Here is a 25302-nt window from a genome sequence, read left to right as displayed (position 1 = left end):
CGAGGACAGACCCGTGCAAATCCATCTCAGACAAATCAAGAGGACGGCTGGACCGCCACATCCGGCTGGGCTCGATCACCACATGGACCCGCCGCCCCGATTGCATCAGGAGCCGGCGAGCCCCCTCTTGAGCGCATTTTCCGCGCATCGTTCGGAGACGCTCGCAGCGGGTCGAGCACTATTCGTGGAAGGCGATCCCGGCAGCGACATCCACCTTCTGGAAAGCGGGCTGATCGCGCTCTCCCACATCCAGCCGAACGGCAAGCGCATGATTGCGAGCTTCGTCGTCGGCAACGGCGTTTTCAGCCTCTCCCATGACGGCATGCGGCTCCTGACCGCCGAGGCCCTTCAGGAATGCCGGTTGCGCCGGGTGCACCGCGTGGAGCTTTCGCATCTGCCAGCCGACCAGGCCGAAGCGGTAAAGGCTGCGCTCGATCGGGAACCCTGGGATATCCAGGCCGAGACACTGATGCATCTCCACAAGGATGCGGATGAAGGCATCAGCTATTTCCTTGTCAGGCTGGCTGGTAGGCTTAACGGTCCAATAAGCCGCGGCAGCAGGGTGCGGCTCGACATGTCACGCGTCGACATCGCGGATCATCTCGGCCTAACCGTCGAGACGGTGTGCCGGGGACTGAAGCGCTTGCGGTCCGACCGCGTCATCGACGCCACCGGGCCGCACAACGTCATCATTCTGGAACCTGATCAGCTGAAGCGTCGTGCCGGTCTCGGTCCCGACTTCGATTAGACGGGATTTTACCGACTAGCCGCAGAGGCTCCCTAGCGCGCCAGAAAGGTCGGCAGTTCAGGCGCGTCGAGCATCATGCTTGTGACACCGCCAAACATGCGTTGGCGTAAACGCGAGTGCCCGTATGCGCCGAGAACCAGCATGTCGGCAGAGACGTCCCGGGCGTGTTGCATCAGGATGGCGCCCGCCATCTCGCCACCGCTTGGCAACCGCTCGACTGTGACCTTGGCGCCGTGACGCGCCAGATAGGCGGCGATATCTGCCCCAGGCTCCGGCCCATTCGCCCGATCGGAGGTTTTCGGATCGACCAGCACCACCCGAACGTCATCGGCTCCATCGATCATGTCCAAGGCCTCGCGCACGGCACGCGCTGATTCGAGCGTCGAATTCCAGCCGATGACGATGCGCTTCGGGGAAAGCGTCACGGGCACGCCCGCCGGCATCAGGAGCAGGGGCCGCTGCGCGTGAAAGAGCACGCCGTTCGCAACACGGTATTTGAGGTGATGGGTTGCCAAAAGGTCCGGCCCCATGACCGCAACGTCGCAGTAGCGTGCGCGAAGCCCCGCAACGTCGTCGGCAGCCGCCGTCTCCACATATTCGGAGCTGAGATCGGCAGAAACGCCGCGCAGCGCCACGAGAGCCTCGATTTCCTCCGCGCGTTCGCCAAGCCGCTCCATATCCGCCTGGCGTTCCTCGAGCCACGCGTCAGAGATTACCGAGGCGTAGTCCCCGATCGGAGGCGGCGCGGCGATGCCCATCACCAGCAGGCTGAGATGCGCGTCGGCGCTCTCGCACAGGTCCATCGCAAGCTTGATGTCGCCGTCGCCCTGCTCATGGCCGACGATGTTCAGCACTGTCTTGAAGGTCACGGTCGCATCTCCTTGGTCACAGCCGCGTATCGTGCATAGACCGGTCGGACCCGGGGCACCTTGCGCAAGATCAACTTCCGGCAACTTTCAATCGCCGGCGATGGCATCTTCCTGTCGGTTGTGCAGTTGAACGAGGACGACCAGGCGCTCGATCGCCCGCTGTGCGTCGCGAGCCAGCGACGGGTCGGGCGCGCGCTCATCCAGGTCGCGGGTCATCATCGACAGCAGACCAGCGATCCGCATGATCTCACTATGCGCATAACCGAGCGAAGTGAGCAGGGCAGCGTGATGCGGCGACGACAAGAGTGCGGGATATCGAACGCGGTCGTCTTCACGCTCATGAACGAGGATAACGCGGTCGACGACCGCGCTTGCTTCCCCGATCAGCGCTGCCGCATCGCTGCCGCTTGCGGTTTCAAGCCGATCGGCCAGCGCCTGCAATGTGGCGAGTGCCTGGCTGATCGATGCATGCGCATGGGCGACCGCGCTCACATCGTCGCTTTCCATGCGCAGGAGCCGCCCGGGTGCGCCAGACAGCGCCCGAAGCGCGTTCGCAATGACGACCACGTCGATCGCTTCCTGGATCAGCGCACCGGCCACGGGCGGCAGATGGCCAAGTGCCGCAAAGCCCATCGCGATGACGGAAAGACCGAGCCCGCCGATGACGCTTTGCGAAGCGATCCGCCGGGTGCGCCGCGCGATCGCAATGGCCTCCGGCGCGCGGTTTAGATTTTCCACCAGAAGTACCACGTCGGCGGCCTCGGTCGAGGCATTTGCGCCGCGCGCACCCATGGCGATGCCGACATTGGCCGCCGCGAGCGCCGGAGCATCGTTGATCCCATCGCCGATCATGGCAACCGAGCCTGCCGCCTGCCGCTGGCGAACCGCCTCGATCTTGTCGGCGGGCGTGCAACGAGCCTGGACGGCATCGAGCGGCAGGCCCGAGGCCAGCATTGCCGCCGTATCCGGATCATCGCCGGTCAGCATGGTCAGCGGACGAATGCCAAGCGCCCGGAGGCTCGAAAGCGCTCCAGGCGCTTCGGTACGCAATTCATCTGCCAGCAGCAAACAGCCACTCAGCTTGCCATCGACGGTTACAAAGACCGTGAGCGCGGACCGCCACCGGGCACGGCGCAGCGCAACTTCGGCCCATTGCGGAAGGTCTTCGCCGGCATGCACCACCGAGAGGCTGCCTGCCTTGACGGCAACATCGCCCACCACGCCTTCGAGACCGGAGCCGCGATATTCTTTAACCTGACCGGGATGGACCAATGGCAATCCGCGCACGCGGGCCGTCTCCACGATCGTCGTTGCCAGACTGTGACGCGACGCCTGTTCGAGCGATGCAGCCAGCTGCAGAACGGCGTCAGGATCAACCCCCGGCGCCGTTTCGATAGCCACGATCCGCGCGCCGCCGAGCGTCAGCGTTCCGGTCTTGTCGAAGATTGCAGACTGCACGTCCGCCAGCGCTTCCACCACCGCGCCGCCTTTGATGAGGATGCCGCGCCGCGCGGCCCGCGATATGCCGGCAACGAAGGCTACGGGCGCGGCGATGATCAGCGGGCATGGCGTGGCGACGACGAGAACCGCCAACGCGCGGACGGGATCCGACGAGATCGCCCAGGCTCCACCCGCCACGATCAACGTGAATGGCAGGAAAAGCACGGCATATCGGTCCGCCATTCGAATGAACGGCGCCCGTGCTTCACCGGCCGCGCGCACCATCCGCACGATGCCGGCATAGGTGCTCTCTTCTGAGATGGCCGTCGCTCGAAACTGGAAAGCTTCGCCAGCATTGACAGTGCCGCTTCTGACGGCCTGCCCCGACGTCTTGGCAACCGCATAAGGCTCGCCCGTCACCGCCGCCTCGTCGACCAAGGCTTCGCCCTCGACGATACCATCGACCGGGACGATCTCCCCCGCGCGCACCGTCAGGAGATCGCCGACTGCGACAGAGCCGACCGGCACCGTCTCGACCTGTCCATCCACGACCCGATGCGCAACCCGTGGCGCCCGATCCTCCAGGCGCTTGAGATCCCGCTCGGCCCGGCCCGTCGCATAGGCTTCCAGAAGCGTACCGCCCGTATACATGATCGCGACGATCAGGCCCGCCAACGGCTCACCGAGAACGAGGGCTGCCCCCATGGCGATCAGCGCCACCCCATCCACACCCACCCGCCCTTCAAGGATCGATCGGATGATGACGAGGCCGAGCAGTGCGATCGCCGGAACTGTGCCAGCCATCCAGACTTGATGCGCAACGGTCTGTGCGTCGGCGAGCCAGAGTCCGAAGCCTGCGCCAAGCGAAATGATGGCCAGCGCCGCGATAACGCGATGCACCTTCGGTGAAATGAGCTTATCGACGAATTGCGCCGGTCGAGAACGCACCGAATAGCCGTTCAATGGGCAAACAGGACCGGCAGATGTGCTGCCGCCAGCACCTCCCGCGTGCTGCCTCCGATGATCCATTCCACCAGCCGCGAATGGCCATACGCACCCATCACGAGCAGGTCGGCACCCTCTTCGCGGGCTTTGTCGAGTAAGACGAGGCCGGCATCCTGTCCCCTGGAATCGACAATCTCGACATCTGCGCGAACGCCGTGATGCGCGAGATAGACGGCGATGTCGAAGCCGGGTTCTTCGCCATTCGCCCATTCGCGCGCGACGGGATCGATCATGCAGACTGTCACGGCCTCGGCACTTGCCAGCATTTCGAGCGATGCCGTCAGCGCCCGTGCAGCCGGGATCGAGCCATTCCAGCCGATCAGGACGCGTCTTGGTTTCAATGTCGCCGACGACGTTTCTGGCACCAGCAGAAAAGGCCGCCCGCTGCGGAAGATCAGCCCCTCCAGAATCTCGCGGTGAAACCTGCTGGACGCCTTCTTCGGCGATGCGGCGATGGTGATGTCGGCGTAGCGCGCGTAGAGGCCCGCCACATCGGCGATGGTGTTGCCCTCGATCATGAGATGCAGCACCTCGCCCTCAACGTCATGACGCTGCAACTGCGCCGAGACGCTGGCCACTCGATGGTCCAGCGCCGCCTTGACCTGCTTCTGGGCTTCTTTCCAGTGCTGCCACGTCTCCGGGCGGCGCGTGCCGATCGGCATCAAAGGTGCATCTGCAACCACGACACAACGCAAATGAAGACCATCGTCCTGCCCCATGGCGATCGCGTTCTCCAGAAGCGCCGAAGGGCCATTCTCTTCGATGAAGCAGAGGAGGACGCCGGATTTCATGAAAGTCGCCTGCTGGCTGACATGCAGTTTCAGCTGCACGCTAGCATTGCGACGGACAGCGCCTCTTGATCACGATCAAGATTTGGCATTGGCGCCGCCAGGCGACCGACGCCGGCTTGCTCTTTATCAAGCTCGCGGCTGCGCATGCGCTAGTGTTTGACATCTGCTCCGCGGGGCGGCATCAGCGCTTCATGCCGTCTCATCGCGCATGAAGCGGATGAACGACCTGGACCAGAGGATGCCGATCATGCAGCGCGCAAAGCCCACACTTCTCATGATCCTCGATGGCTGGGGCGAGCGCGCCGAGACGACCGGCAATGCCGTCGCGCTGGCCAGCACACCCAATTTCGACAAGCTGCGCGCCACGTGCCCCCATGCGACGCTGACGACGTTCGGTCCGGCCGTCGGCCTCCCCGAAGGCCAGATGGGCAATTCCGAGGTTGGCCACCTCAATATCGGCGCCGGTCGCATCGTGATGCAGACGCTGCCCCGCATCGATACGGCAATCGCTGATGGAGAGCTTAAGCGGGCCGTCGTGGCGAGCGGCATTCTTGAGAAGACCAAGACATCCGGCGGGCGATGCCACCTCGCTGGCCTCGTTTCCGATGGCGGCGTTCATGCGCATATGCACCATGCCGTGGCGCTCGCCCGTATCCTCACCGAGGTGGGTCTTGAGGTTCTGATCCACGCCTTCACCGATGGCCGCGACACGCCACCGGCTTCGGCGCGCGATTTTCTTGCGACATTCGAGGCCGAACTTCCGGCCGGCGCCCGGGTCGTGACCGTCAGCGGCCGCTATTATGCCATGGATCGCGACCGCCGTTGGGAGCGCGTCGGGAAGGCGTACGGCGCCATGGTCGAAGCCGAAGGCGAGCACGCGGTCTCTGCCAGCGACGCCATCGAAACGGCAACGGCTCGGGGCCTGACGGATGAATTCATCCTGCCGACCGTGATCGGCGACTATGCCGGAATGCGCGACGGCGACGGGCTGATCTTCTTCAACTTCCGCGCCGACCGCGCGCGCCAGATTCTGAGCGCACTCACCGACCCGGATTTCGATGGCTTCGAACGCAAGCGTCCCATCTCGTTCTCGTCGACCATCGGCATGGTATCCTATGGCAGCGAACTCGATCCGCTGGTTCACCCGCTTTTTGCGCCGCAGACGCTGGAAGACGGCCTGGCTGAAACGGTCTCCAAGGCGGGTCTGCAGCAGCTGCACATGGCAGAGACCGAGAAGTACCCGCACGTCACCTACTTCCTGAACGGTGGTCTTGAGACGCCGTTCGAAGGCGAAGACCGGATCCTCGTCGCATCGCCGGCAGTCGCGACCTATGACAAGCAGCCTGAAATGTCGGCGCACGAATTGACCGACCGGCTGGTGAGCGCGATCGACAGCAATCGCTTCGATGTCATCGTCATCAACTATGCCAACCCCGACATGGTCGGCCACACCGGCATCATCGACGCCGCCATCAAGGCTGTCGAAACCGTGGACCACGCGATCGGCCGTGTCTGCGCGGCGCTCGACCGCGTTGGTGGCCAGCTTTTGGTCATCGCCGATCACGGCAATTGCGAAGAGATGATCGACGTCGTCACCGGTCAACCGCACACGGCCCACACGCTGAACCCAGTGCCGGTGATCGTACGCATGCCTGGAAAATGCAGCATCCGAGACGGCATTCTCGCCGACGTCGCACCCACGATCCTCGCCATGGCCGGCATTCCCCAACCCGCCGCCATGACGGGCCAATCGCTGATCACGCGTCAAGATTGAGTGCAGGGGTGCGTCCTCGCCGAAAGCCGGGGTTGGAGCCAGCGCCATAGGTCGCTATCCAGAGCGTCGAGGCCGGGTGTGGGAGCATCCGTCCGACTGGAGGAGCATGCATGGACTTTCATCTGCCGCGCGAGATTGCCGATTACCGGGAGCGCATCGCCCGCTTCGTCGAAACCCACATTCTGCCACTCGAGGCCGACCGGGCTTCCTATGACGCGCACGAGAACATCCGCATCGATCTTGCCGATGAACTTCGCGCGAAAGCCCGCGCCGAAGGCCTCTGGTGTCTGCAGCTGAAGCAGGAGACCGGCGGCCGCGGCCTCGGCAAGGTCGGCATGGCGGTCTGCTACGAGGAGATGAACCGGTCGATCTTCGGGCCTGTCATCTTCAATTCGGCGGCCCCCGACGATGGCAACATGATGGTTCTCGAAGCTGTCGCGACGCCTGAGCAGAAGAAGCGCTGGCTCGACCCGATCGTCAGCGGCGCGGTACGCTCTGCCTTCGCGATGACCGAGCCCGCGCCCGGCAGCGGGTCCGACCCATCGATGATGCTGACCAAGGCGGAGAAGAAGGGCGATCGCTACGTCATTTCAGGCCGCAAATGGTACATCACGGGCGCTGCCGAGGCGAGCCACTTCATCCTGATGGCGCGCACCTCCGACGACCCGCGCCGTGGCCTGACGGCGTTCATGTTCCACAAGGATCAACCGGGCTGGCGGATCGAGCGCCGCATCGACATCATGGGGCCGGAAGAACATGGCGGCCATTGCGAGCTGGTGTTCGACGGCCTGGAAGTGCCTGTCGAAGACGTGCTGATGGGCGAAGGTGACGGCCTGAAGGTCACCCAGATCCGGCTCGGACCCGCACGTCTGACCCATTGCATGCGCTGGCTCGGCCTTTCGAAGCGTTGCGTTGAGATCGCCCGCGCCTACGCCTCCGAACGCCACGCCTTCGGCGAGCTTCTGGCAAAGCGCGAAAGCGTGCAGATGATGCTGGGCGACCTCGCCATGCGCATCGAGATCGGCCGTCTTCTCGTGATGAAGGCCGCATGGGAGCTCGACCAAGGCAGTTACGCTCGCAAGGAGGTTTCCATGGCGAAGGTGCACGTCGCCAATCTCCTGCATGACGCTGCCGATGTCGCAATCCAGATCAACGGCGCGCGTGGCTATTCCAAGGACACGGTTCTGGAATGGATCTACCGCTACGCCCGCCAGGCGCGGCTGGTCGATGGTGCCGACGAGGTCCACAAGATGGTGCTGAGCCGCTTCTTGGAGAAAGAGGAACGCACCTTCTGGCAGTGGCCGGACGAACAATTGCGAAATTCGTAAGCTAAGGCGAACGCAAGGGGAAGAACCGCGTGGAGGAAACGCGTTACGACGGCCAGTTCGATTACATCATCGCCGGTGCCGGCTCGGCCGGCTGCGTGCTTGCAAACAGGCTCTCGGCCGATCCGCGCAACCGCGTGCTGCTGCTCGAAGGCGGCGGTCGTGACAACTGGATCTGGTTCCACATCCCCGTCGGCTACCTCTTCGCCATCGGCAATCCGCGCGCCGACTGGCTGTTCAAGACGGCAGCCGAGCCGGGGCTGAACGGACGCAGCCTCGCCTACCCGCGCGGTAAGGTCCTCGGCGGCTCGTCGGCCATCAACGCCATGATCTACATGCGCGGCCAGGCGCGCGACTACGATGGCTGGCGCCAGATGGGCCTCACCGGCTGGGGCTGGGACGACGTGCTGCCCTATTTCATGAAGCATGAAGACCACGAAGCGCCGCCGAACTGCTATCACGCGCAGGGCGGCGAATGGCGCGTAGAAAAGCCCCGCATCAGCTGGCCGATCCTCGACCGACTGCGCGACGCCGCGGAGCAGGCGGGCATCGCCAAGATCGACGACTTCAATTCTGGCGACAATTCCGGCTCGTCCTATTTTCAGGTGAACCAGAAGCGCGGCCGCCGCTGGAGTGCTTCCCGCGGCTTTCTCCGCCCTGCGCTCAAGCGGCAGAACCTGATCGTCAAAACCGGCGCGCTGGTGGAGAAGGTCGGCATCGAGAACGGCCGTGCGGCGACGATCTCCTATATCCAGAACGGACGCCGGGTGATCGCCCGCGCGACCGGCGAAATCATTCTCTCCGCCGGTGCGGTCGCTTCCCCCGGCATTTTGGAACGATCGGGCATCGGATCGGGCGCGGTGCTCAGCGCGCACGGGATCGAGCCGATCGTTGATCTGCCGGGAGTCGGCACAAATCTGCAGGATCATCTGCAGATCCGTCCCATCTACAAGGTGACCGGTATCCGCACCTTGAACGGCGACTATGCAAAACTCTTCCGCCGCGCGCTGATGGGCGTGGACTACGCGCTGCGCCGCCGCGGGCCGCTCACCATGGCGCCATCGCAGATGGGGGCTTTCGTGCGCTCGAGCCCTGAATACGAGACGGCCAATCTCGAATTCCATTTCCAGCCGCTGTCGCTGGATGTTTGGGGCGAGGGCCTGCATGCCTTCGACGCGTTCACCGCAAGCGTCTGCAATCTCCGACCCTCGAGCCGTGGCTCCATCCATATCTCCGGACCGGAAGCGGCGAACGCGCCCGACATCCGTCCCAACTACCTCTCGACCGAGGAGGATCGCCGCGTCGCGGTGGATTCGCTCAAATGGGCGCGCCGCATCGTCGGCCAGCCGGCCATGGCGCCCTACAGGCCCGAAGAGCACAAGCCGGGTGCGCACATCAAATCCGAGGAAGACATGCTCGTGGCGGCGGGCGACCTCGGCACGACGATTTTCCACCCCGTCGGCACCGCCCGCATGGGCCTGGCGGATGATCCGCAAGCGGTCGTCGACGAACGCCTACGCGTGCGCGGGATCGATCGCCTGCGCGTCATCGACGCCTCCATCATGCCGACGATCACCTCCGGCAACACCAATTCGCCGACAATCATGATCGCCGGAAAGGGCGCCGCCATGATCCTCGAGGATCGCCGCTGACGCGCGCAGCGAGAAGAAGTCTCACTGCATCAACTATCCGTTAGAGCGCTTGTCGCCTGCCCCGCGCTGTGCCAGCATCCCGGCCGGGAGGATAGGCCATGGTGTCGACGCTGTCGCACATCAAGGAGATTGAGCGCGTGGCTCTTGGCGGCCAGGCGAGCGGCCGCGATACGCCGGTCGTCCAGTCATGGCTGCGCTGCGTCCACGATTACCAGCTCGATCCCGCAAGCGCCCAGGAAGCCTACATCGTTCCCGAAACGACGCTGAAGGAACACCGCGAGCAGGCCGAGGAACTGATCCGCATCGGCCGCTCGGGGCTCGAAACGCTGTTCAACCAGATCGCGGAGCAGCACTATGTGCTTCTCCTGTCCGACGCGCGCGGCGTCACCGTCGATTTCATGGGCGACCCGACCTTCGACAACCAGCTGCGCAAGGCCGGCCTTTATCTGGGTTCGGAATGGTCAGAAAACCGCGCCGGCACCTGCGCGGTTGGGGCCTGCATCGTCTCCGGCGAACCGGTGATCATCCACCAGGACGATCATTTCGACACGAGCCACATCGGCCTCACCTGCACCGCAGCGCCGATCTTCGACACGCTCGGCGACCTGACGGCCGTACTCGATATCTCGCAACTGCGCTCACCCACGGCAAAGGCGAGCCAGCAACTGGCCCTCCATCTCGTTTCGGCGACGGCGAGACGCATCGAGTTCGCCAATCTCATGGCGCGCACCCGCAACGATTGGGTGCTGCGGCTCTCCCGCTCGCCGGATTTCCTCGATGTCGATCCCGATGCGGCCATCGCGCTCGACGGCGCTGGCCGCGTGACGGGACTGACCCATGGCGGCTTCAATGCACTCGCGCGCACCATGAAGCTCACCGGCTTTTCGGCGAGCGACCTGATCGGCGAGAAGATCGACAGCTTCTTCGAGATGGAGATCGATGATCTGCCCCGCTTCATGCGCGGCAAGACGGGTGGCGAGCGCATGCTGCGCGCCCATGACGGTGCAGTGTTCTTCGCAAGCTCGCTTGCGCCCGTCGTCACCTCGCGCCAAGCGGGCGGGATACTCTCGAAAGCACAAGAACCGGTACCGCGCGCGTTGCGCGACCTCTCGTTGGGCGATCCCACCATGGAAGCGGTGCAGGCAAAGGCCGCCAAGCTTGCCGGTCGAGACATCGCCATCCTGATCCAGGGCGAGACCGGCACCGGCAAGGAATATCTCGCACGTGCACTCCATGACAGCCGCAGCGATGGCGGCCCGTTCGTTGCGGTAAACTGCGCGGCCATCCCCGAACACCTGATCGAATCCGAGCTCTTCGGCTATGCGCCGGGCGCATTCACCGGCGCTGCCCCGAAAGGCAAGACCGGCCTGATCGAAGCCGCAAGCGGCGGCACACTCTTCCTCGACGAGATCGGCGACATGCCGCTTGCGCTGCAGAGCCGGTTCCTGCGTGTGCTTTCGGAGGGCGAAGTGGTGCCAGTCGGCGCCCTCAAGCCACGCCCGGTGCGCTTCAAGCTCGTGTCCGCCTCCCACCAGCCGCTGCAGTCGTTGATCGATGCGGGCCGCTTCCGCGCCGACCTCTTCTACCGCATCAACGCGGCGACGCTGCGGCTGCCACCCTTGAAGGAGCGCCAGGATTTCGCGGCCCTCTTGGATCAGATCCTTGTGCGCATTGGCCGCGACAATGCCGAGACCTACCGTCTCCAGCCGGCGACCCTCGACGCCCTTCGCCGCCATGACTGGCCTGGAAACCTGCGCGAACTCACCAACACGCTGAAGGTCGCCGCCGCGCTTTCCGATGGCGGCTTGATCGGGCCGGACTGCCTTCCTGACCACCTGCAGCCGGATCGACTGCCACATTCACCAAAGACATCCGACGCCGACGCACTGCGCACCGCGCTGCAGGCCTGCGACAACAACATTTCCGCACTCGCCCGCAAGCTCGGTGTCAACCGCTCCACGATCCACCGTCGTTTGAACCGCTGATTGCAACAGCTGCAACACCTGTTGCAGCTTCCCTGTTGCATCGGCTCACGCCTGCGTGTCGCTGAAAGCAGCGAAGGCACCGTTTCGTGGGCGATCCAGCGATGTGTGCCTCTTGGCATGGTGCTTGCTCACCACCTCTTCGGGAGCAAATGAGGAGGAAAGACATGCAGGACAGCCTGAAAGACCGTTCCATCATCGTCACCGGATCCGGCCGCGGCATTGGCGAGGCCATGGTGCGTGGTCTGGCGGATGCCGGCGCTCGCGTGGTGGTGGCGGATATTCAGCACGATCTCGCCGGCAAGGTCGCGGACAGCATAAATGGCGCAGGCGGCAAGGCCGTTGCGCTTGAGGTCGATGTGACAAGCCGGGAGAGCGTGCGCGCGATGATTGCCGCAACGGTCGAAAAATACGGCCGGCTCGACGTCATGTTCAACAATGCCGGCATCGCGCAGGTGAAGCCGTTTCTCGATATCACCGAAGACGATTGGCACAAGGTCATGGACGTCAACGGCCTCGGTGTGCTGATCGGCATACAGGAAGCCGTTCGCCAGATGAAGAGCCAAGGCGGCGGCGGCAAGATCGTCAACACCGCCTCCATTGCCGGCAAGCAGGGCTACGAGCCCCTCGCCCATTACTGCGCAAGCAAGTTTGCCGTTGTCGCCTTGACGCAGGCGGCCGCCCGCGCATTTGGCGGCGACGGAATCTGCGTCAATGCGATCTGTCCCGGCGTGGTCGCCACCGACATGTGGAAACTGATCGACAAGGGCTTCAAGGATGAAGGCCTGACCAGCAGGGACAACGAGGCCTTCGAGAACTTCTCCTCCGGCATTCTGCTGGGCCGGCCGTCCCATTCCGACGATCTGGTCGGCGTCAGTCGTTTCCTCGCATCCTCTGCCTCCGATTACATGACCGGCCAGTCGCTCGTCGTGGACGGCGGCATGGTGCTGGTCTGAGCGTCGGGAGAAGAACCATGCAAGCACTCCGTTTCCACGCCGCGAAGGATCTGCGGATCGAGGACGTTCCATTGCCGTCCGATCCGGCCCCTGATCAGGTGATCATCGAAAACAGGTTCTGCGGCATTTGCGGGACCGATCTGCATGAATATGCCTACGGTCCAATCTTCATTCCGAAGGAGCCTCACCCCTTCACCAAGGCAAGTGGCCCGCAGGTGCTCGGGCACGAGTTCGGCGGCGTCGTGAAGGCCGTCGGGTCGGATGTGCGCCATGTGAAACCGGGTGACCGGGTGTCGGTCCAGCCGCTGATCATGCCCCGCGTCGGCGATTATTATGCCGAGCGTGGGCTGTTTCACCTGAGCAGCCAGCTCGCTTTGGCCGGCCTGTCCTGGAATTCGGGCGGAATGGCCGAGGCCGCACTGCTGTACGACTACAATGTCCAGCCCATCCCGGACGATCTGTCGGATGAGGAGGCAGCCCTGATCGAGCCGACCGCAGTGGCGGTCTATGCCTGCGACCGTGCCGGCGTCACCGCCGGGGCAAGCGTGCTCGTCACGGGCGCAGGACCCATCGGCATGCTGACCCTGATGGCTGCACGGGCCGCCGGTGCCACCCAGCTCTTCGTTTCCGACGTCAACGACACACGGCTGGACATGGCCCGCCAGACCATCCCGGACCTCATCACGATCAACCCGAAAGGACAGTCGGTCGGCGATGTCGTTCGCGCCCATACCGAAGGCGGCGTCGGCTGCGATGTCGCGATCGAGTGCGTGGGCAACGAACACGCTCTGAAGGCCTGCGCAGATGCAGTCCGCAAACAGGGTGTGGTCGTTCAGACGGGCCTGCATCCCGGCGAGAACCCGCTCAACTGGTTCGATGTCACCTTCAAGGACATCGATATTCGAGGCTCCTGGGCATACCCGACGCATTATTGGCCGCGCGTCGCCCGCCTGATTGCCAGCGGTCAGATACCGGCCAAGAAGATCGTCACCAAATTCATCAGCCTATCGGAGGCCGTTGCGGAAGGGTTCGATCAACTGCTCGACCCGGCCGGCCGGCACCTGAAGATCATGATCGACCTGTCACGCTAGGACGATCGATCCATCCGGGCGGCGGAGGAGCCGTCCGATACACTTGAGAGCAGAGGGAGAGAGAAATGCTCGACAAGACACCCAGCACGCGCATGCAGGCTTTTCTGGACAAGTTCGGCAAGGCGCTCGAGAGCGGGCAGATCGACGAGGCGGTCGGCATGTTTGCCGACCAGTGCTACTGGCGCGATCTCGTGGCCTTCACCTGGAACATCAAGACCATGGAAGGTCGCGCCCAGGTCAAGGACATGCTGCAAGCGCGGCTTGCCGAGGTAAAGCCGACGAACTGGAAGGTCGCCGAGGGCGAGGACGCCACCGAAAACGACGGCCTGATGGAAAGCTGGATTTCTTTCGAGACGGACGTCGCTCGCGGCTACGGCCTGATCCGGGTGAAGAACGGCCAGATCTGGACGCTGCTGACGACGATGGTCGAGCTCAAGGGCTACGAGGAAAAGTCCGGCTTCACCCGCCCGCTCGGCGCCAAGCACGGCCAGGATGTCGGCACGAAGAACTGGATCGAAGAGCGCGAGGAAGAACTGCGCACGCTCGGCTACGAGAAGCAGCCCTATGTCGTCATCATCGGCGGCGGCCAGGGCGGTATTGCGCTCGGTGCCCGCCTGCGCCAGCTGGGCGTTCCCACGATCATCATCGAGAAGAACGAACGTGCCGGTGACTCTTGGCGCAAGCGCTACAAGTCGCTCTGCCTGCACGATCCGGTCTGGTACGACCACCTGCCCTATCTCGACTTCCCGAAGAACTGGCCGGTCTTCTCGCCAAAGGACAAGATCGGCGACTGGCTGGAAATGTACACAAAGGTCATGGAGCTGAATTACTGGACCAGCACCACGGCCAAATCGGCGAAATACGACGAAACGACCAAGGAATGGACAGTTGTCGTCGAGCGCGACGGCAAGGAGATCACGCTGAAGCCGAAGCAGCTGGTCTTCGCGACCGGCATGTCGGGCAAGGCAAACATCCCGAACTTCAAGGGTCGGGACCGCTTCAAGGGCGAGCAGCACCATTCCTCGCAGCACCCGGGACCGGACGGCTACAAGGGCAAGAAGGTGGCTGTCATCGGCTCCAACAACTCGGCGCACGACATCTGCGCTGCGCTCTATGAAGCCGGCGTCGATGTCACGATGATCCAGCGCTCCACGACCCATATCGTGAAATCCGACAGTTTGATGGAAATCGGCCTCGGCGATCTTTATTCCGAGCGCGCGGTTCAGGGCGGCATGACGACGGCCAAGGCCGATCTCATCTTCGCCTCTCTGCCCTATGCCATCATGCACGAATTCCAGAAGCCGGTTTACGACAAGATCCGCGAGGTCGATGCGAAGTTCTACGAGGATCTGGAAAAGGCCGGCTTCCGGCTCGATTTCGGCGCAGACGATTCAGGTCTCTTCATGAAGTATCTGCGCCGCGGCTCGGGCTACTACATCGACATCGGTGCCTCGCAGCTGATCATCGACGGCAAGATCAAGCTCGTCGCTGGTCAGGTGGAGGAGATCACCGAGACAGGAGTGAAGCTCGACAACGGCCAGGAGATACCGGCCGACGTGATCGTCTACGCCACCGGCTACGGCTCCATGAATGGCTGGGTCGCCGATCTCATCGACCAGGAGACCGCCGACAAGGTGGGCAAGTGCTGGGGCCTCGGCTCGGGCACGCCGAAGGATCCGGGCCCCTGGGAAGGCGAGCAACGCAACATGTGGAAGCCGACGCAGCAGGAAGCGCTCTGGTTCCACGGCGGAAATCTGCACCAGTCGCGCCACTACTCGCAGTTCCTGTCGCTGCAGCTGAAGGCGCGGATGGAAGGCATTCCCACCCCGGTCTACGGCCTGCAGGAAAGCCACCACAAGGGTTGAGCCGAAAGCCTTGAACGACAACGGGGGCCAGCGGCCCCCGTTTTTGTTTCATCGATCACCGTTGGTCAGGCGATGCGATTGCGCCTGCGCTTCACCGCGCTCCAGACCGGCAGGATCAGCGCGAAAGCAACCACGACCAGAAGCACCGCCGAGATCGGCCGTTCGACGAAAATCATCGGGCTGCCGAAGGAGAGCAGCAGCGACTGCCTGAGCGACGTTTCCAGAAGCGGGGCAAGAACGAGCGCAAGAACCAGCGGCGGCCGCGGAATGTCGAACTTCATCATCAGCCAGCCGAGCAGGCCGAAGAAGATACACATCCACACCGTGCCGAAATCGAGCGTCGCGGCATAGGCGCCGACGAGCGAGATCACGAGGATACCCGGTGCGAGATAGACATAGGGGATGCGCAGCAGCGAAGCGAAAAGCGGTGCCATCGGCAGGTTCATGATCAAGAGCATGACGTTGCCGATGAACATGCTGGCGATGAGCCCCCAGACGAGCGTCGCCTCCTGCGTCATCAACATCGGCCCCGGCCGCACGCCATGCAGGATCAGCGCGGCAAGAAGCACGGCCGTGCTCGCATTGCCGGGAATGGCAAGCGACAGCATCGGGATCATCGCACCGTGCGACGCGGAGTTGTTCGCAGCTTCTGCCGCTGCCACACCATCGATCGCTCCCTTGCCGAACATCTCCGGATTGCGGCTGAAGCGGCGCTCGGTGAGATAGGCAAGCAGCGAGGCGATGGAGGCGCCGGCGCCCGGCATGATGCCGACGAAGAGGCCGATGACGCCGCCGCGCACGATCGCCATGCGGCTTTGCGCCCACTCCGCCGATGTCAGCCACATGTCCTTGAGCCGCGTGCGGATCGGGTGCATGTCGTGGGCGCGTTCCAGCGAGGCGAGCACTTCGGCAATGCCGAAGACACCGATGGCGACGGGAATGAAGTCGATACCCTCGTAAAGCGCCGGCTGGCCGAATGTAAGCCGCGGCGTACCGGCGAGCGGATCGGTGCCGACAAGCGCAATCATCAGACCGAACACGCCGGCCATCAGCGAGCGGATGGGCGTGGCGCCAAGGCTTGCCGTCGCGATGATGCCGAGTGCGGCAAGAAGAAAGTATTCCGGCGCATTGAACCGAAGCGCGAAGCCCGAAAGCGCCGGGGTGATGAAGGCAACCGCCGCAACCGCGCCGATACCGGCGATGAACGAGCCGATGGCCGCAACGCTGAGCGCAGCCCCGCCGCGCCCCTTGCGGGCCATCTGGTGGCCGTCGACCGCCGTCATGACGCCCGAAGCCTCGCCGGGTACGTTGATCAGCACCGAGGTGAGTGTGCCGCCATATTGGCCGCCATACATGATGCCGGCGAGCATCATGATCGCCGTTGCCGGCTCAAGGCCGAAGGTCAGCGGCAAGAGAAGCGCCATGCCGGCGGCAGGCCCCACACCCGGTAGCGCGCCGATGACCTGCCCCAGCAGGACACCCAGAAAGATGAAAGCGAGATTGCTCGGCTGGAACGCAACCGCAAATCCCTGAAGCAGAAGATCGATCATGGCTTGTCCCGCCAGATGGTCGCGTCAAAAGCCGAGCGGTGCCGGAAGCGGAACCGAAAGCCCGTAAGCGAAAATGAATTTCAGGCCGAAGACGACGATGGCCGTCGTGATGAGGCTTGGAACGAGCCGCTGGCCGAGAACGGCAAGCAGCATGAACAGCATGAATATCCCGGCGACCGGAACCATTCCGATCACCGGCGCCGCGACGACGAAGATCGCCATTGATGAAAGCGCAAGAACCGCGCGCCGCAAGCCGACGCGATCGGGCAGGTCGAGAACCCCGCCGTCCCCGCCTCGCCGAAGCGAGATGAAGAGCAGGATGCCGAGCAGCCCACCTGCAGCCGAAAGCCATATCGGCAGGAAGCGGGCACCGGGCGTGACATTGTCCCAGTATTTGAGGCCTGCCGTTCCGATGAAGATGGCAAGCGACAAGGCAATCATGGCAATTGCCGGCACGTAGTCGAGCGCCGTAATCCGGTAGACAGGCGCGGCAGGCACCTCCGTTTCCGGAGATGCCGCCAGAGGGGCGAGTGGTTGGCTCATGATATGCCCTCGCTGGGTCTGGGGCGCATCACTGCGCAGCCAGACCGACCTGGGTCAGAACAGTGCGGAAGGTTTCCTGCTCCCGTGCGAAATACTCGCCGGCCTCGTCGAGACCGTAGAATTCGCCGAGCTGCATGTTGGCCTCGAGGCTTTCCTGCCAGCGTGCCGTCTGCGTTGCCTGCTCGAACTTGTCGGCCCACCATGCGGCAACGGCAGGATCGAGATCCGGCGGTCCGCCGACACCCCAGAACTGCGTGTAGACGACATCGACGCCCTGCTCGGTCGCGGTCGGCACGTCGGCATAGCCTTCTTCCGTGCGGCGTTCGGCCGACAGGATCGCAAGCGCCTTCGCCTGGCCGGCATTGATGGCTTCCAGACCTTCCGCAAGCGTCGCGAAATGGCCTTCGACATTCCCGCCAAGGAACGTCGCACGGGCGGCAGAGCCGCTTTCATGCGGAATGTAGGTGAGCGTGATGTCGGCCGCCTTCTCGACGAGGCCCGTCGCAACATGATCGTTGCCACCCGATGCGCCGCCCGCGATGCGAACACGCCCCGGCTGCTCCTTGGCTGCCGCGACGAAATCCTGAAGCGAATTGTACGGGCTGTCCGGCGTCGTCAAAAGGACGAGTTCCGATTGCACGAAGCCGGCGATCGGCGTGATCTGGTCGATGACGGAATCGGTGCCCTGAACGATCGGCGTGGTGAACACGGGCGACGCCAGCGTCAGAAGCGTCGATTCATTGCCCGGCAGGCCGAGCACGTGATTGTAGGCGTTCGAATGCCCGCCACCCGAGCGGTTCTGAATAACGATCGGGTTCTCGACGATCCCCTCCTCGTTCATGATCTGCGCGATGGTCCGCATGATGATGTCAGGCGAGCCGCCTGCACCGGACCCGACGGTAAACTCGATCGGACCTTCCGGCGCGCGCATCTCCTCTTGCGCGAAGGCGGACGGAACACCGATGAGTGTGGCGCAGAGCGCAAGCGATGCACTGAGTTTGAATAGGCTCATTATTAGTCTCCTCCCTAGATAATGATGGATGTCTTCCGTTTGACCGGGCCTTGTTGCGTTCGTGCGCCTCTCCTCTCAGGTGTTCAGCAGCGATGGATGAAAGAGCTCGGCAGCTTCAACGCGCCGCGGAGCGAGATACTGCTCGACCGAGTAGCGGCACATGGCCTCCACCTCGCGTTCGGCACCTTTGAAGCCGTAAGCATAGTAATCGCGCCCCATCGTGGCGCGCAGGCGCTCCATCGAGGCGTTCAACCATGGCAGGCTGAGCCGGTTGGCAGAGCCGAGCCAGATCTCTTCGAGCCGCTTGAGCGCAAGATCGCGCGCCGTCGAGAATGCCTCGTAAAGCGCCATCGGCAGCTCCGGACACTTCTCCGCAAGCGTGCGCCGCACCGCCACGACATGCATGATCGGGAAGAACCCGGTTTCGCCGTTATAGTCCTGCTCCACGCGCTCGAAATCGGGGAATATCCGCTCGATCCTCGGATCGCCCTCGGCGAAAGCCTTCGGAGGATTGGGCGCAAGCAGCGCGTCGATCTGGCCGTCGAGCAGCAGCGACTGCAGCGTCTCGCCCTCGCTGATCGGCGTGATCTTGAGGTTTGGTGGCGGCGTCAGTTGCAGCCGCTCGTGCCGCACACCGGCATCGAGCGCGCCGGTGTGCCATTCGATGTCGGTCGCCTCGACGCCGTACTGGTCCTTGAGGATGCCGCGCATCCAGAGCGCAGCGGTCATCTGGTATTCCGGAACACCGACGCGACGACCCTTGAGGTCCGCCGGGGTCTCTATGCCGCTATCGGTGCGCCGGAAAAAGCCGTTATGGCGAAAAGCCCGTGAGATAAACGCCGGGATCGCGACATACGCCCCCTCGCCCCGCGCCACCTGCAGGATATGGCTCGACAGCGACAGTTCGGTCACGTCGAACCGGGCTTCCTGCACCGCAAGCGGGAACAGTTTCGACGTCGGCAGCACATGCGGCTCGATCTCGAAGCCTTTCACCGGCACGCGGCCGTCCATCACCGGCATCACCCGGTCGTGGTCGAAACAGGCAACCGTGATTTTCGGAAGTGTGCTCATGATGCGCGGAACAATCGATCTTCGACCGAACGCAGATGCGTCCGCATGGCATTGTGGGCAGCGTCCGCATCGCGCGCCTCGATGGCGTCGGTAATCATGTCATGCTCGTTGAAGCTCGAATGGCTGCGCGGCGGCCGCGGGCCGGTGCGGGCGAGATTGCCCCAGGCGACCATGCGCCGAAGCGTGTTCAACTGATCGAACAGCGCAAGCAGCACGACCGAGCCGCTCGCCTCGGCGATCTGACGGTGGAAATCGTTGTCGAGCGCCTCATATTCCCGCCAGGTGCCGGCAAGATGGCTGCGCTCCATGGTCAGCCTGAGCGTTGCGATCGCCGACGCCGGGGCGTGGATTGCGGCTTCGCGCGCCAGCGCCGGCTCGAGGCTGAGGCGCGCCCGCATAACATCGACCGGGCTGATCGCCCTTGCAAGAGCCGTAAGATCATTTTGGTCGGATTGATCGGTCGGGCGGGCCATGAAGGTGCCTTTGCCCACATGGCGCCAGAGCACGCCCTCGTCGACAAGCGTCTCCATCGCCTTGCGCAGCTCAAAGCGCCGCAGGCCGAGCTCGGGCCCGAGCACCCGCTCCGGCGGAAGCTTCTGCCCCCGCTGAAAACCAGCGTTCTGAATATAGGCGCGCAGTTGCACCAGCGCGGCACTGTCCGAGACGACCGCACTGTGGCGATCGATCTCATCCTCACTGTCAGCGGTCGTCATGCCCGCATCCACATGCATCGCCGTCATCGGCATCGCGTCGCTCCATCCCACGATGAAACGCTATATTGATCCGGATTGATCGGCAACAGGAATCTTCACGACTCCTGATTGAGCGATTGCTTTTAAATGCGCGCTGATAAATCGGCGATCAGATGATGGCGCGGCGAACCTTGGACGACACCCATTCCGCGACGATCACCGTCAGAAGAATGACGGCGAAGATCACGGAAACCTGCGACCAGGCGAGCGTGTTGAGCGACCCCTGAAGCTGCAGCCCGATGCCGCCGGCACCCACCAGTCCCAAGATGGTGGATTCACGGATGTTGATGTCCCAGCGGAAAATCGTCATGCCGACGAATGCGGGAAGAACCTGCGGCACGATCGCATAATCGATCAGCTGCAGCTGGCCCGCTCCTGTCGCACGAACGGCCTCCACCTGCGTCTCGTCGATTTCCTCGATCGACTCGTAAAGCAGCTTGCCCACAAATCCGATGGATCGAAGCGCGATGGCGATGATCCCGGCGAGAATGCCCGGACCGATGATCGCGACGAGCAGCAACGCCCAGATCAACGAATTGATCGAGCGCGAAGCGACGATGATGAACAGCGCGACCGGCCGCAAGAAGAGCAGGCTCGGCGACGTATTGCGCGCCGCCATGAACGCCAACGGCACGGCCATGGCCGTCCCCAGCAGCGTGCCGAGCGTCGCCATGTTCAATGTGTCCCAAAGCGGCTGCCAGAGATTTCCGAGATAATCCCAGCGCGGCGGCCAGGAGCGCGAGAGAAGGTCGGCGCCTTGGCGCGGAGCATCCTCGACGAACGCCCAGATCGTCCGCTCGTTCATCACCTGCCAGGACAGGACGAAGACGACCGCGAGCGCGAACCAGCCGCCCCAGATCATCCATTCGCCCCGACGGGTGTGCTTCGACCAGGTCTTGTCGGCGGCATCTGGTCCAATCGGCATCACTGCACCCTCTTACGGATGTGGCTTGAGCCGTATTCGGCCAGCATGACGAAGATGATGATCAGGATGAGGATCGCACCTGCCGTGTCGTAATCGTATCGCTCCATCGAGGTGTTGAGCGTGGCACCGATGCCGCCTGCACCAACGATGCCGATGACCGAACTTTCACGGAAATTGATGTCGACGCGGTAGAGCGAAAGCCCGATCAGTCGCGGCATGACCTGCGGCTGGATCGCGTAGTTGACGATCTGCCACCAACCGGCCCCGGTGGCGCGGATGGCTTCGGCTTGCGCCTCATCGACTTCCTCGATGTCGTCGGCAAGCAGCTTGGAGATGAATCCGATCGTCGCGAAGGAGAGCGTCAGAAAACCGGCGAATGGCCCGAACCCGAACATGGCCACGAACAGGATCGCGATGATGATTTCCTGAAACGCGCGAGAAATGGCGATGATGCTGCGGCACACGGCATGGACGGGCCAAGGCGCAATGTTGCGCGCCGCGCCGATCCCGATCGGGATGGAAATGAGGATGCCGACAACGCTCGCACACACCGTCATGGTGATGCTTTCCACCATGCCCTGGCGAATGTCGCGCCAGCGGCTCGTGAAGTCCGGTGTCAGAAAGCCTTCGATGAACCGTTGGCCGCGGTCGAGGCCTTGCACGATGCGCGTCCAGTCGAGGTCGATCGACCAGAGCGCCATTACGAGATAGGCGAAAAAGCCGCCATAGATGGCGATCCGCCAGAACCGGCTCTTGATGAAGACCGGGGGTCGGCGCCAGCGTCGGGAAGCGGCGGGTGCGACTGCGCTGACCACTAGACCAGCTCCGCCAGACGCTCGGCTTCGAACGCCTTCGTCTCGCTCTCGTCAGCCGCATCTTCCTCACGCGTCTTGCGCATGGCATGCCAGTCTTCTTCGCCGTAAATTTCGGTCAGCACCGTGTCCGTAAGATCCGTCGGCGGACCATCGAACACCACCGCGCCGGCGCGCAGGCCTATGATGCGATCGACGAACATCTGGGCCAGCACCACGTCGTGAATGTTGATGATCGCCGGAAGATCGCGTTCGCGGCAGACTTCGCAGATAAGACGCATGATCTGGCGCGATGTCTTCGGGTCGAGCGATGCGGTCGGCTCATCGACAAGAAGCAGTTCCGGGTCCTGCTCGAGCGCACGCGCGATGCCGACGCGCTGGCGCTGGCCGCCGGACAGCGCATCCGCGCGCTTGTCCACGTGATCCTGCAGCCCGACACGATCCAGAAGCTGGAAGGCCTTGTCCACGTCCGCCTGCGGGAAACGCCGGAAGAAGGAGCGCCAGAACGGCACATAACCGAGCCTGCCCGAAAGCACGTTTTCCATGACGGTCAGACGCTCGACCAGCGCATATTCCTGGAAGATCATCCCGATGCGCCTGCGCGCCTGGCGCAAATTGCCGCCTGAAAGCTTCGTGAGATCGAGCCCGTTCAGACGAATTGCGCCACCGGTTGGCTCCACCAGGCGGTTGATGCAACGGATAAGTGACGACTTGCCGGCACCCGAAGGCCCGATGAGGCCGACGACCTGCCCCTTGGCAACCGTGAAGGAAACGCCGCGCAACGCCATGTCGCCCGTTTTGTAGCGCTTCTCGAGACTGTCCACCTCAAGCATGACCTGCCCCTGACCCTCTTCAGAAATGCGATGCGGGGACGCAGACTTGAGGCTGCGTCCCCGCTTGTGTTGGCCAAATTTTACTGGCAGGAGTAAGAGACGCCGGTCGCCTCATCGATCTGGCGAATGACTTCCCAGTCTTCCTGGAAGCTGATCTCGATAAACTGCTCTTCGCCGGACGCACTGAACTCTTCAGCGAGAGCCGAGCCTTCCCACTCGAACGAGAAGAACGCATCGCGGATCTGCTGCTGAAGCTCAGGGGTCAGGTTGTAGACCGTGCCGTAGCCCGTCGTCGGGAAGGTCGCGGACTGGTAGATCGAGCGGATCTGGTCGGGGGACACGACTTCACGTTCGATCATGCGAGTCATGACCGAGTTCGCGATGGCGGCAGCTTCATAGTCGCCATTGGCCACACCCAGGATCGACGTATCGTGCGAACCCGAGAAGACCGGCGTGAAGTCTTCATTTGCGACCATGTCGAATTCGCTGGAAAGAATGGCCGAAGGCGCCTTGAAGCCGGAATTCGACGTTTCCTGCGTGAAGGCGATTTCACCGCCGCGCAGATCTTCGATCGCCTGCGCTTCGCTGTCGGCCGGCACGATGATTTCCATCTCGTAGCCGAACGAACCGTCATTGGCAGCCATCATGGCGAAGGGGCGGAAGCCGGCGCAGGCAACGGCAATCGGGTTGCCACCGGTGTTAAAGCCGGCAATGTGCAGGCGGCCCGCCCGCATCGCTTCGAGCTGCGCGGCGTTCGACTGAACCGGGAAGAACTCGACGTTCTTGCCCGTGGCTTCCGCCAGATGGTCCATAAACCCCTGCCACACATCGGCGTAGACGGCTGGGTCTTCGACGGGCGTGTAGGTGAAGATCAGCGTGTCCGGGTCGACCAGATCGGCAGCATCGGTCGGGATGTCGGCGATCAGGTCGCCATCGGCATCCGTGAAACGAGAGTCGAGCGCAAACTGGGCTTGAGCGGGAAGGATGAAGGCAGCCGAAAGGGCGAGTGCTGCGGCGAACAGTTTCATGGGCTTTTCCTCTTCGTGGCGGGTCGTCGAATGGCGGTGCTGCAGGCTTATTGACCGTGCCCATTACAGGTCCGTGACATATCGATGATGATTCCGTGACACACTTGTCGGTGCCGCCGGTCAGCCCCGAAGCTCCCGTTCCCGATTGCGCGCCGCCGCGCGCGTGGATACGTAGAAGACATGTGCAATTGGCAGAACACGCACCTATGACGACACCCACCATGCGACTGGATGACGCCGCCCGCGCCGGCTGGCTTTATTACGTCGCCGGCAACACGCAGGACGACATCGCGCGCAAGCTCGGCGTTTCGCGGCAATCGGCGCAGCGTCTGGTTTCGCTTGCCGTGAAGGAAGGTCTCGTCAAGGTCCGGATCGACCATCCGATCGCGAGTTGTCTCGAACTTGCACAGCGGCTAAAGCAGCGCTTCGACCTGAAGCTCGTCGAAGTCGTGCCGAGCGATCCGGGTTCACAATCCACCACGGTCGGCGTTGCCGAAGCCGCAGCCGCCGAATTGGAGCGACGCCTGTCCGCGCCGGAACCCGTGACGATCGCCATCGGAACGGGCCGCACGCTGAAGGCCGCGATCGAAAAACTTCCCAGCATGGATTGCCCGCAGCACAAGGTCGTGTCGCTGACGGGCAACATTGCGCCGGATGGCTCAGCCGCATTCTACAACGTCGTCTTCACCATGGCCGACAAGGTGAAGTGCCGGTCGTTTCCCATGCCGCTCCCTGTCATCGCTTCTTCGATGCATGAGCGTGAATTGCTGCACCAGCAGCCGATGATCCAGGCGACCCTCAAGCTGTCGGCAACGGCGGACATCACCTTCGTCGGCATCGGCGATCTCGGACCGGGTGCACCGCTCGTCATCGATGGCTTCATTAGCCCGGCCGAGCTCGAAGAATTGACCGCCGCAGGCGCCGTGGCCGAGATCGTCGGGTGGGCGATCGACCGCGAAGGGCACCAGATCGATGGCATCATCAACGACCGGGTCGCGAGTTCGCCCATCCCGTCGCGCGACACCTGCATCGTCGTCGGCATCGCCAAGGGACCGCTCAAGCTGCCCGGCATCGCCGCTGCTGTGAAAGGTCGGCTGATCAACGGCCTGATCACCGACGAAGACACGGCCACCGCCCTCCTCGCCTAAGCCATCGCCGCAATCGTCTCCTGCAGATGCTGCGCTGCAGCGACTAATCTGCGTTGACATCGCTCGCCAACATGTGAGTAATTGCTCACAGCATAGGCAATTGCTCAAGAAGCTCTTGCCGGCGACACTC

At 63.3% G+C, this 25302-nt stretch carries 21 protein-coding genes; 9 read left to right on the top strand and 12 right to left on the bottom strand.

From position 1 onward, the window contains the following. The first annotated feature begins 127 nt into the window (after nucleotides 1-127). Complete coding sequence (locus QQL76_RS00415; protein WP_499205893.1) at nucleotides 128-748, top strand: Crp/Fnr family transcriptional regulator; 621 nt, start codon at nucleotides 128-130, stop codon at nucleotides 746-748. Between the two features lie 32 nt (nucleotides 749-780). Here the strand turns inward: QQL76_RS00415 and QQL76_RS00410 are convergent, their stop codons facing one another. From QQL76_RS00410 to QQL76_RS00400, 3 genes are all read right to left on the bottom strand, one after another. Then, nucleotides 781-1617: a universal stress protein gene (locus QQL76_RS00410; RefSeq protein ID WP_499205892.1), complete on the bottom strand. Its 837-nt coding sequence runs from the start codon at nucleotides 1615-1617 to the stop codon at nucleotides 781-783. A gap of 87 nt (nucleotides 1618-1704) precedes the next feature. Then, nucleotides 1705-4005 (bottom strand): heavy metal translocating P-type ATPase, encoded by a 2301-nt coding sequence (locus QQL76_RS00405; protein WP_499205891.1) that lies wholly within the window; start codon nucleotides 4003-4005, stop codon nucleotides 1705-1707. An 11-nt stretch (nucleotides 4006-4016) separates the two neighbouring features. Next, nucleotides 4017-4853: a universal stress protein gene (locus QQL76_RS00400; RefSeq protein WP_499205890.1), complete on the bottom strand. Its 837-nt coding sequence runs from the start codon at nucleotides 4851-4853 to the stop codon at nucleotides 4017-4019. 247 nt (nucleotides 4854-5100) lie between these two features. On the opposite strand from QQL76_RS00400, the gene gpmI reads away from it, so the two are divergent. The 7 genes from gpmI to QQL76_RS00365 all read left to right on the top strand — a co-directional run bounded on the left by gpmI (nucleotide 5101) and on the right by QQL76_RS00365 (nucleotide 15498). Further along, complete coding sequence (gene gpmI, locus QQL76_RS00395) at nucleotides 5101-6627, top strand: 2,3-bisphosphoglycerate-independent phosphoglycerate mutase (RefSeq protein WP_499205889.1); 1527 nt, start codon at nucleotides 5101-5103, stop codon at nucleotides 6625-6627. Nucleotides 6628-6737: 110 nt separating this feature from the next. Continuing rightward, nucleotides 6738-7955 (top strand): acyl-CoA dehydrogenase family protein, encoded by a 1218-nt coding sequence (locus tag QQL76_RS00390; RefSeq protein ID WP_499205888.1) that lies wholly within the window; start codon nucleotides 6738-6740, stop codon nucleotides 7953-7955. Between the two features lie 29 nt (nucleotides 7956-7984). Beyond that, nucleotides 7985-9604: a GMC family oxidoreductase gene (locus tag QQL76_RS00385; RefSeq protein ID WP_499205887.1), complete on the top strand. Its 1620-nt coding sequence runs from the start codon at nucleotides 7985-7987 to the stop codon at nucleotides 9602-9604. 98 nt (nucleotides 9605-9702) lie between these two features. Continuing rightward, nucleotides 9703-11589, top strand: coding sequence for a sigma-54-dependent Fis family transcriptional regulator (locus QQL76_RS00380; protein WP_499205886.1), 1887 nt, complete (start codon nucleotides 9703-9705; stop codon nucleotides 11587-11589). A 164-nt stretch (nucleotides 11590-11753) separates the two neighbouring features. Further along, nucleotides 11754-12542 carry a glucose 1-dehydrogenase gene (locus tag QQL76_RS00375; protein WP_499205885.1) on the top strand — a complete coding sequence of 263 codons (789 nt, stop codon included), beginning with the start codon at nucleotides 11754-11756 and terminating at the stop codon, nucleotides 12540-12542. Between the two features lie 17 nt (nucleotides 12543-12559). Beyond that, a complete protein-coding gene (locus tag QQL76_RS00370; RefSeq protein ID WP_499205884.1) occupies nucleotides 12560-13633 on the top strand; it encodes a 2,3-butanediol dehydrogenase in 1074 nt (357 codons plus the stop codon). Between the two features lie 65 nt (nucleotides 13634-13698). After that, entirely contained in the window at nucleotides 13699-15498 is a 1800-nt protein-coding gene (locus QQL76_RS00365) for an NAD(P)/FAD-dependent oxidoreductase (protein ID WP_499205883.1), read from the top strand. Nucleotides 15499-15563: 65 nt separating this feature from the next. Here the strand turns inward: QQL76_RS00365 and QQL76_RS00360 are convergent, their stop codons facing one another. The 9 genes from QQL76_RS00360 to phnD form a co-directional block, all read right to left on the bottom strand. Beyond that, nucleotides 15564-17048, bottom strand: coding sequence for a tripartite tricarboxylate transporter permease (locus QQL76_RS00360; protein WP_499205882.1), 1485 nt, complete (start codon nucleotides 17046-17048; stop codon nucleotides 15564-15566). Nucleotides 17049-17072: 24 nt separating this feature from the next. Next, nucleotides 17073-17591, bottom strand: coding sequence for a tripartite tricarboxylate transporter TctB family protein (locus QQL76_RS00355; protein ID WP_499205881.1), 519 nt, complete (start codon nucleotides 17589-17591; stop codon nucleotides 17073-17075). Between the two features lie 28 nt (nucleotides 17592-17619). After that, entirely contained in the window at nucleotides 17620-18603 is a 984-nt protein-coding gene (locus QQL76_RS00350; protein WP_499205880.1) for a Bug family tripartite tricarboxylate transporter substrate binding protein, read from the bottom strand. A gap of 75 nt (nucleotides 18604-18678) precedes the next feature. After that, entirely contained in the window at nucleotides 18679-19674 is a 996-nt protein-coding gene (locus tag QQL76_RS00345) for a substrate-binding domain-containing protein (RefSeq protein ID WP_499205879.1), read from the bottom strand. Then, nucleotides 19671-20420, bottom strand: a complete 750-nt coding sequence (locus tag QQL76_RS00340; protein ID WP_499205878.1) for a FadR/GntR family transcriptional regulator — start codon at nucleotides 20418-20420, stop codon at nucleotides 19671-19673. The genes QQL76_RS00345 and QQL76_RS00340 overlap by 4 nt, the downstream gene beginning before the upstream one ends. A gap of 115 nt (nucleotides 20421-20535) precedes the next feature. Then, nucleotides 20536-21351: a PhnE/PtxC family ABC transporter permease gene (phnE, locus tag QQL76_RS00335; RefSeq protein WP_499205877.1), complete on the bottom strand. Its 816-nt coding sequence runs from the start codon at nucleotides 21349-21351 to the stop codon at nucleotides 20536-20538. After that, nucleotides 21351-22166 carry a PhnE/PtxC family ABC transporter permease gene (gene phnE / locus QQL76_RS00330; protein ID WP_499205876.1) on the bottom strand — a complete coding sequence of 272 codons (816 nt, stop codon included), beginning with the start codon at nucleotides 22164-22166 and terminating at the stop codon, nucleotides 21351-21353. Before phnE (QQL76_RS00330) ends, phnE (QQL76_RS00335) begins: the two co-directional genes overlap by 1 nt. Next, on the bottom strand, nucleotides 22166-22996 hold the full coding sequence (gene phnC / locus QQL76_RS00325; RefSeq protein ID WP_499205875.1) for a phosphonate ABC transporter ATP-binding protein: 831 nt from the start codon (nucleotides 22994-22996) through the stop codon (nucleotides 22166-22168). Before phnC ends, phnE (QQL76_RS00330) begins: the two co-directional genes overlap by 1 nt. 80 nt (nucleotides 22997-23076) lie before the next feature. After that, nucleotides 23077-24024 (bottom strand): type 2 periplasmic-binding domain-containing protein, encoded by a 948-nt coding sequence (phnD, locus tag QQL76_RS00320; RefSeq protein ID WP_499205874.1) that lies wholly within the window; start codon nucleotides 24022-24024, stop codon nucleotides 23077-23079. Between the two features lie 206 nt (nucleotides 24025-24230). Here phnD and QQL76_RS00315 point away from each other — a divergent pair, with 206 nt between their 5' ends. Then, nucleotides 24231-25172 (top strand): sugar-binding transcriptional regulator, encoded by a 942-nt coding sequence (locus QQL76_RS00315; protein ID WP_499205873.1) that lies wholly within the window; start codon nucleotides 24231-24233, stop codon nucleotides 25170-25172. The last annotated feature ends 130 nt before the right edge of the window (nucleotides 25173-25302 follow it).

Source organism: Rhizobium albus (assembly GCA_030160035.1).
Taxonomy (GTDB): domain Bacteria; phylum Pseudomonadota; class Alphaproteobacteria; order Rhizobiales; family Rhizobiaceae; genus Georhizobium; species Georhizobium albus.
Note: the sequence above shows the minus strand (reverse complement) of the source record. Positions and strands in the feature narration are given on the sequence as shown.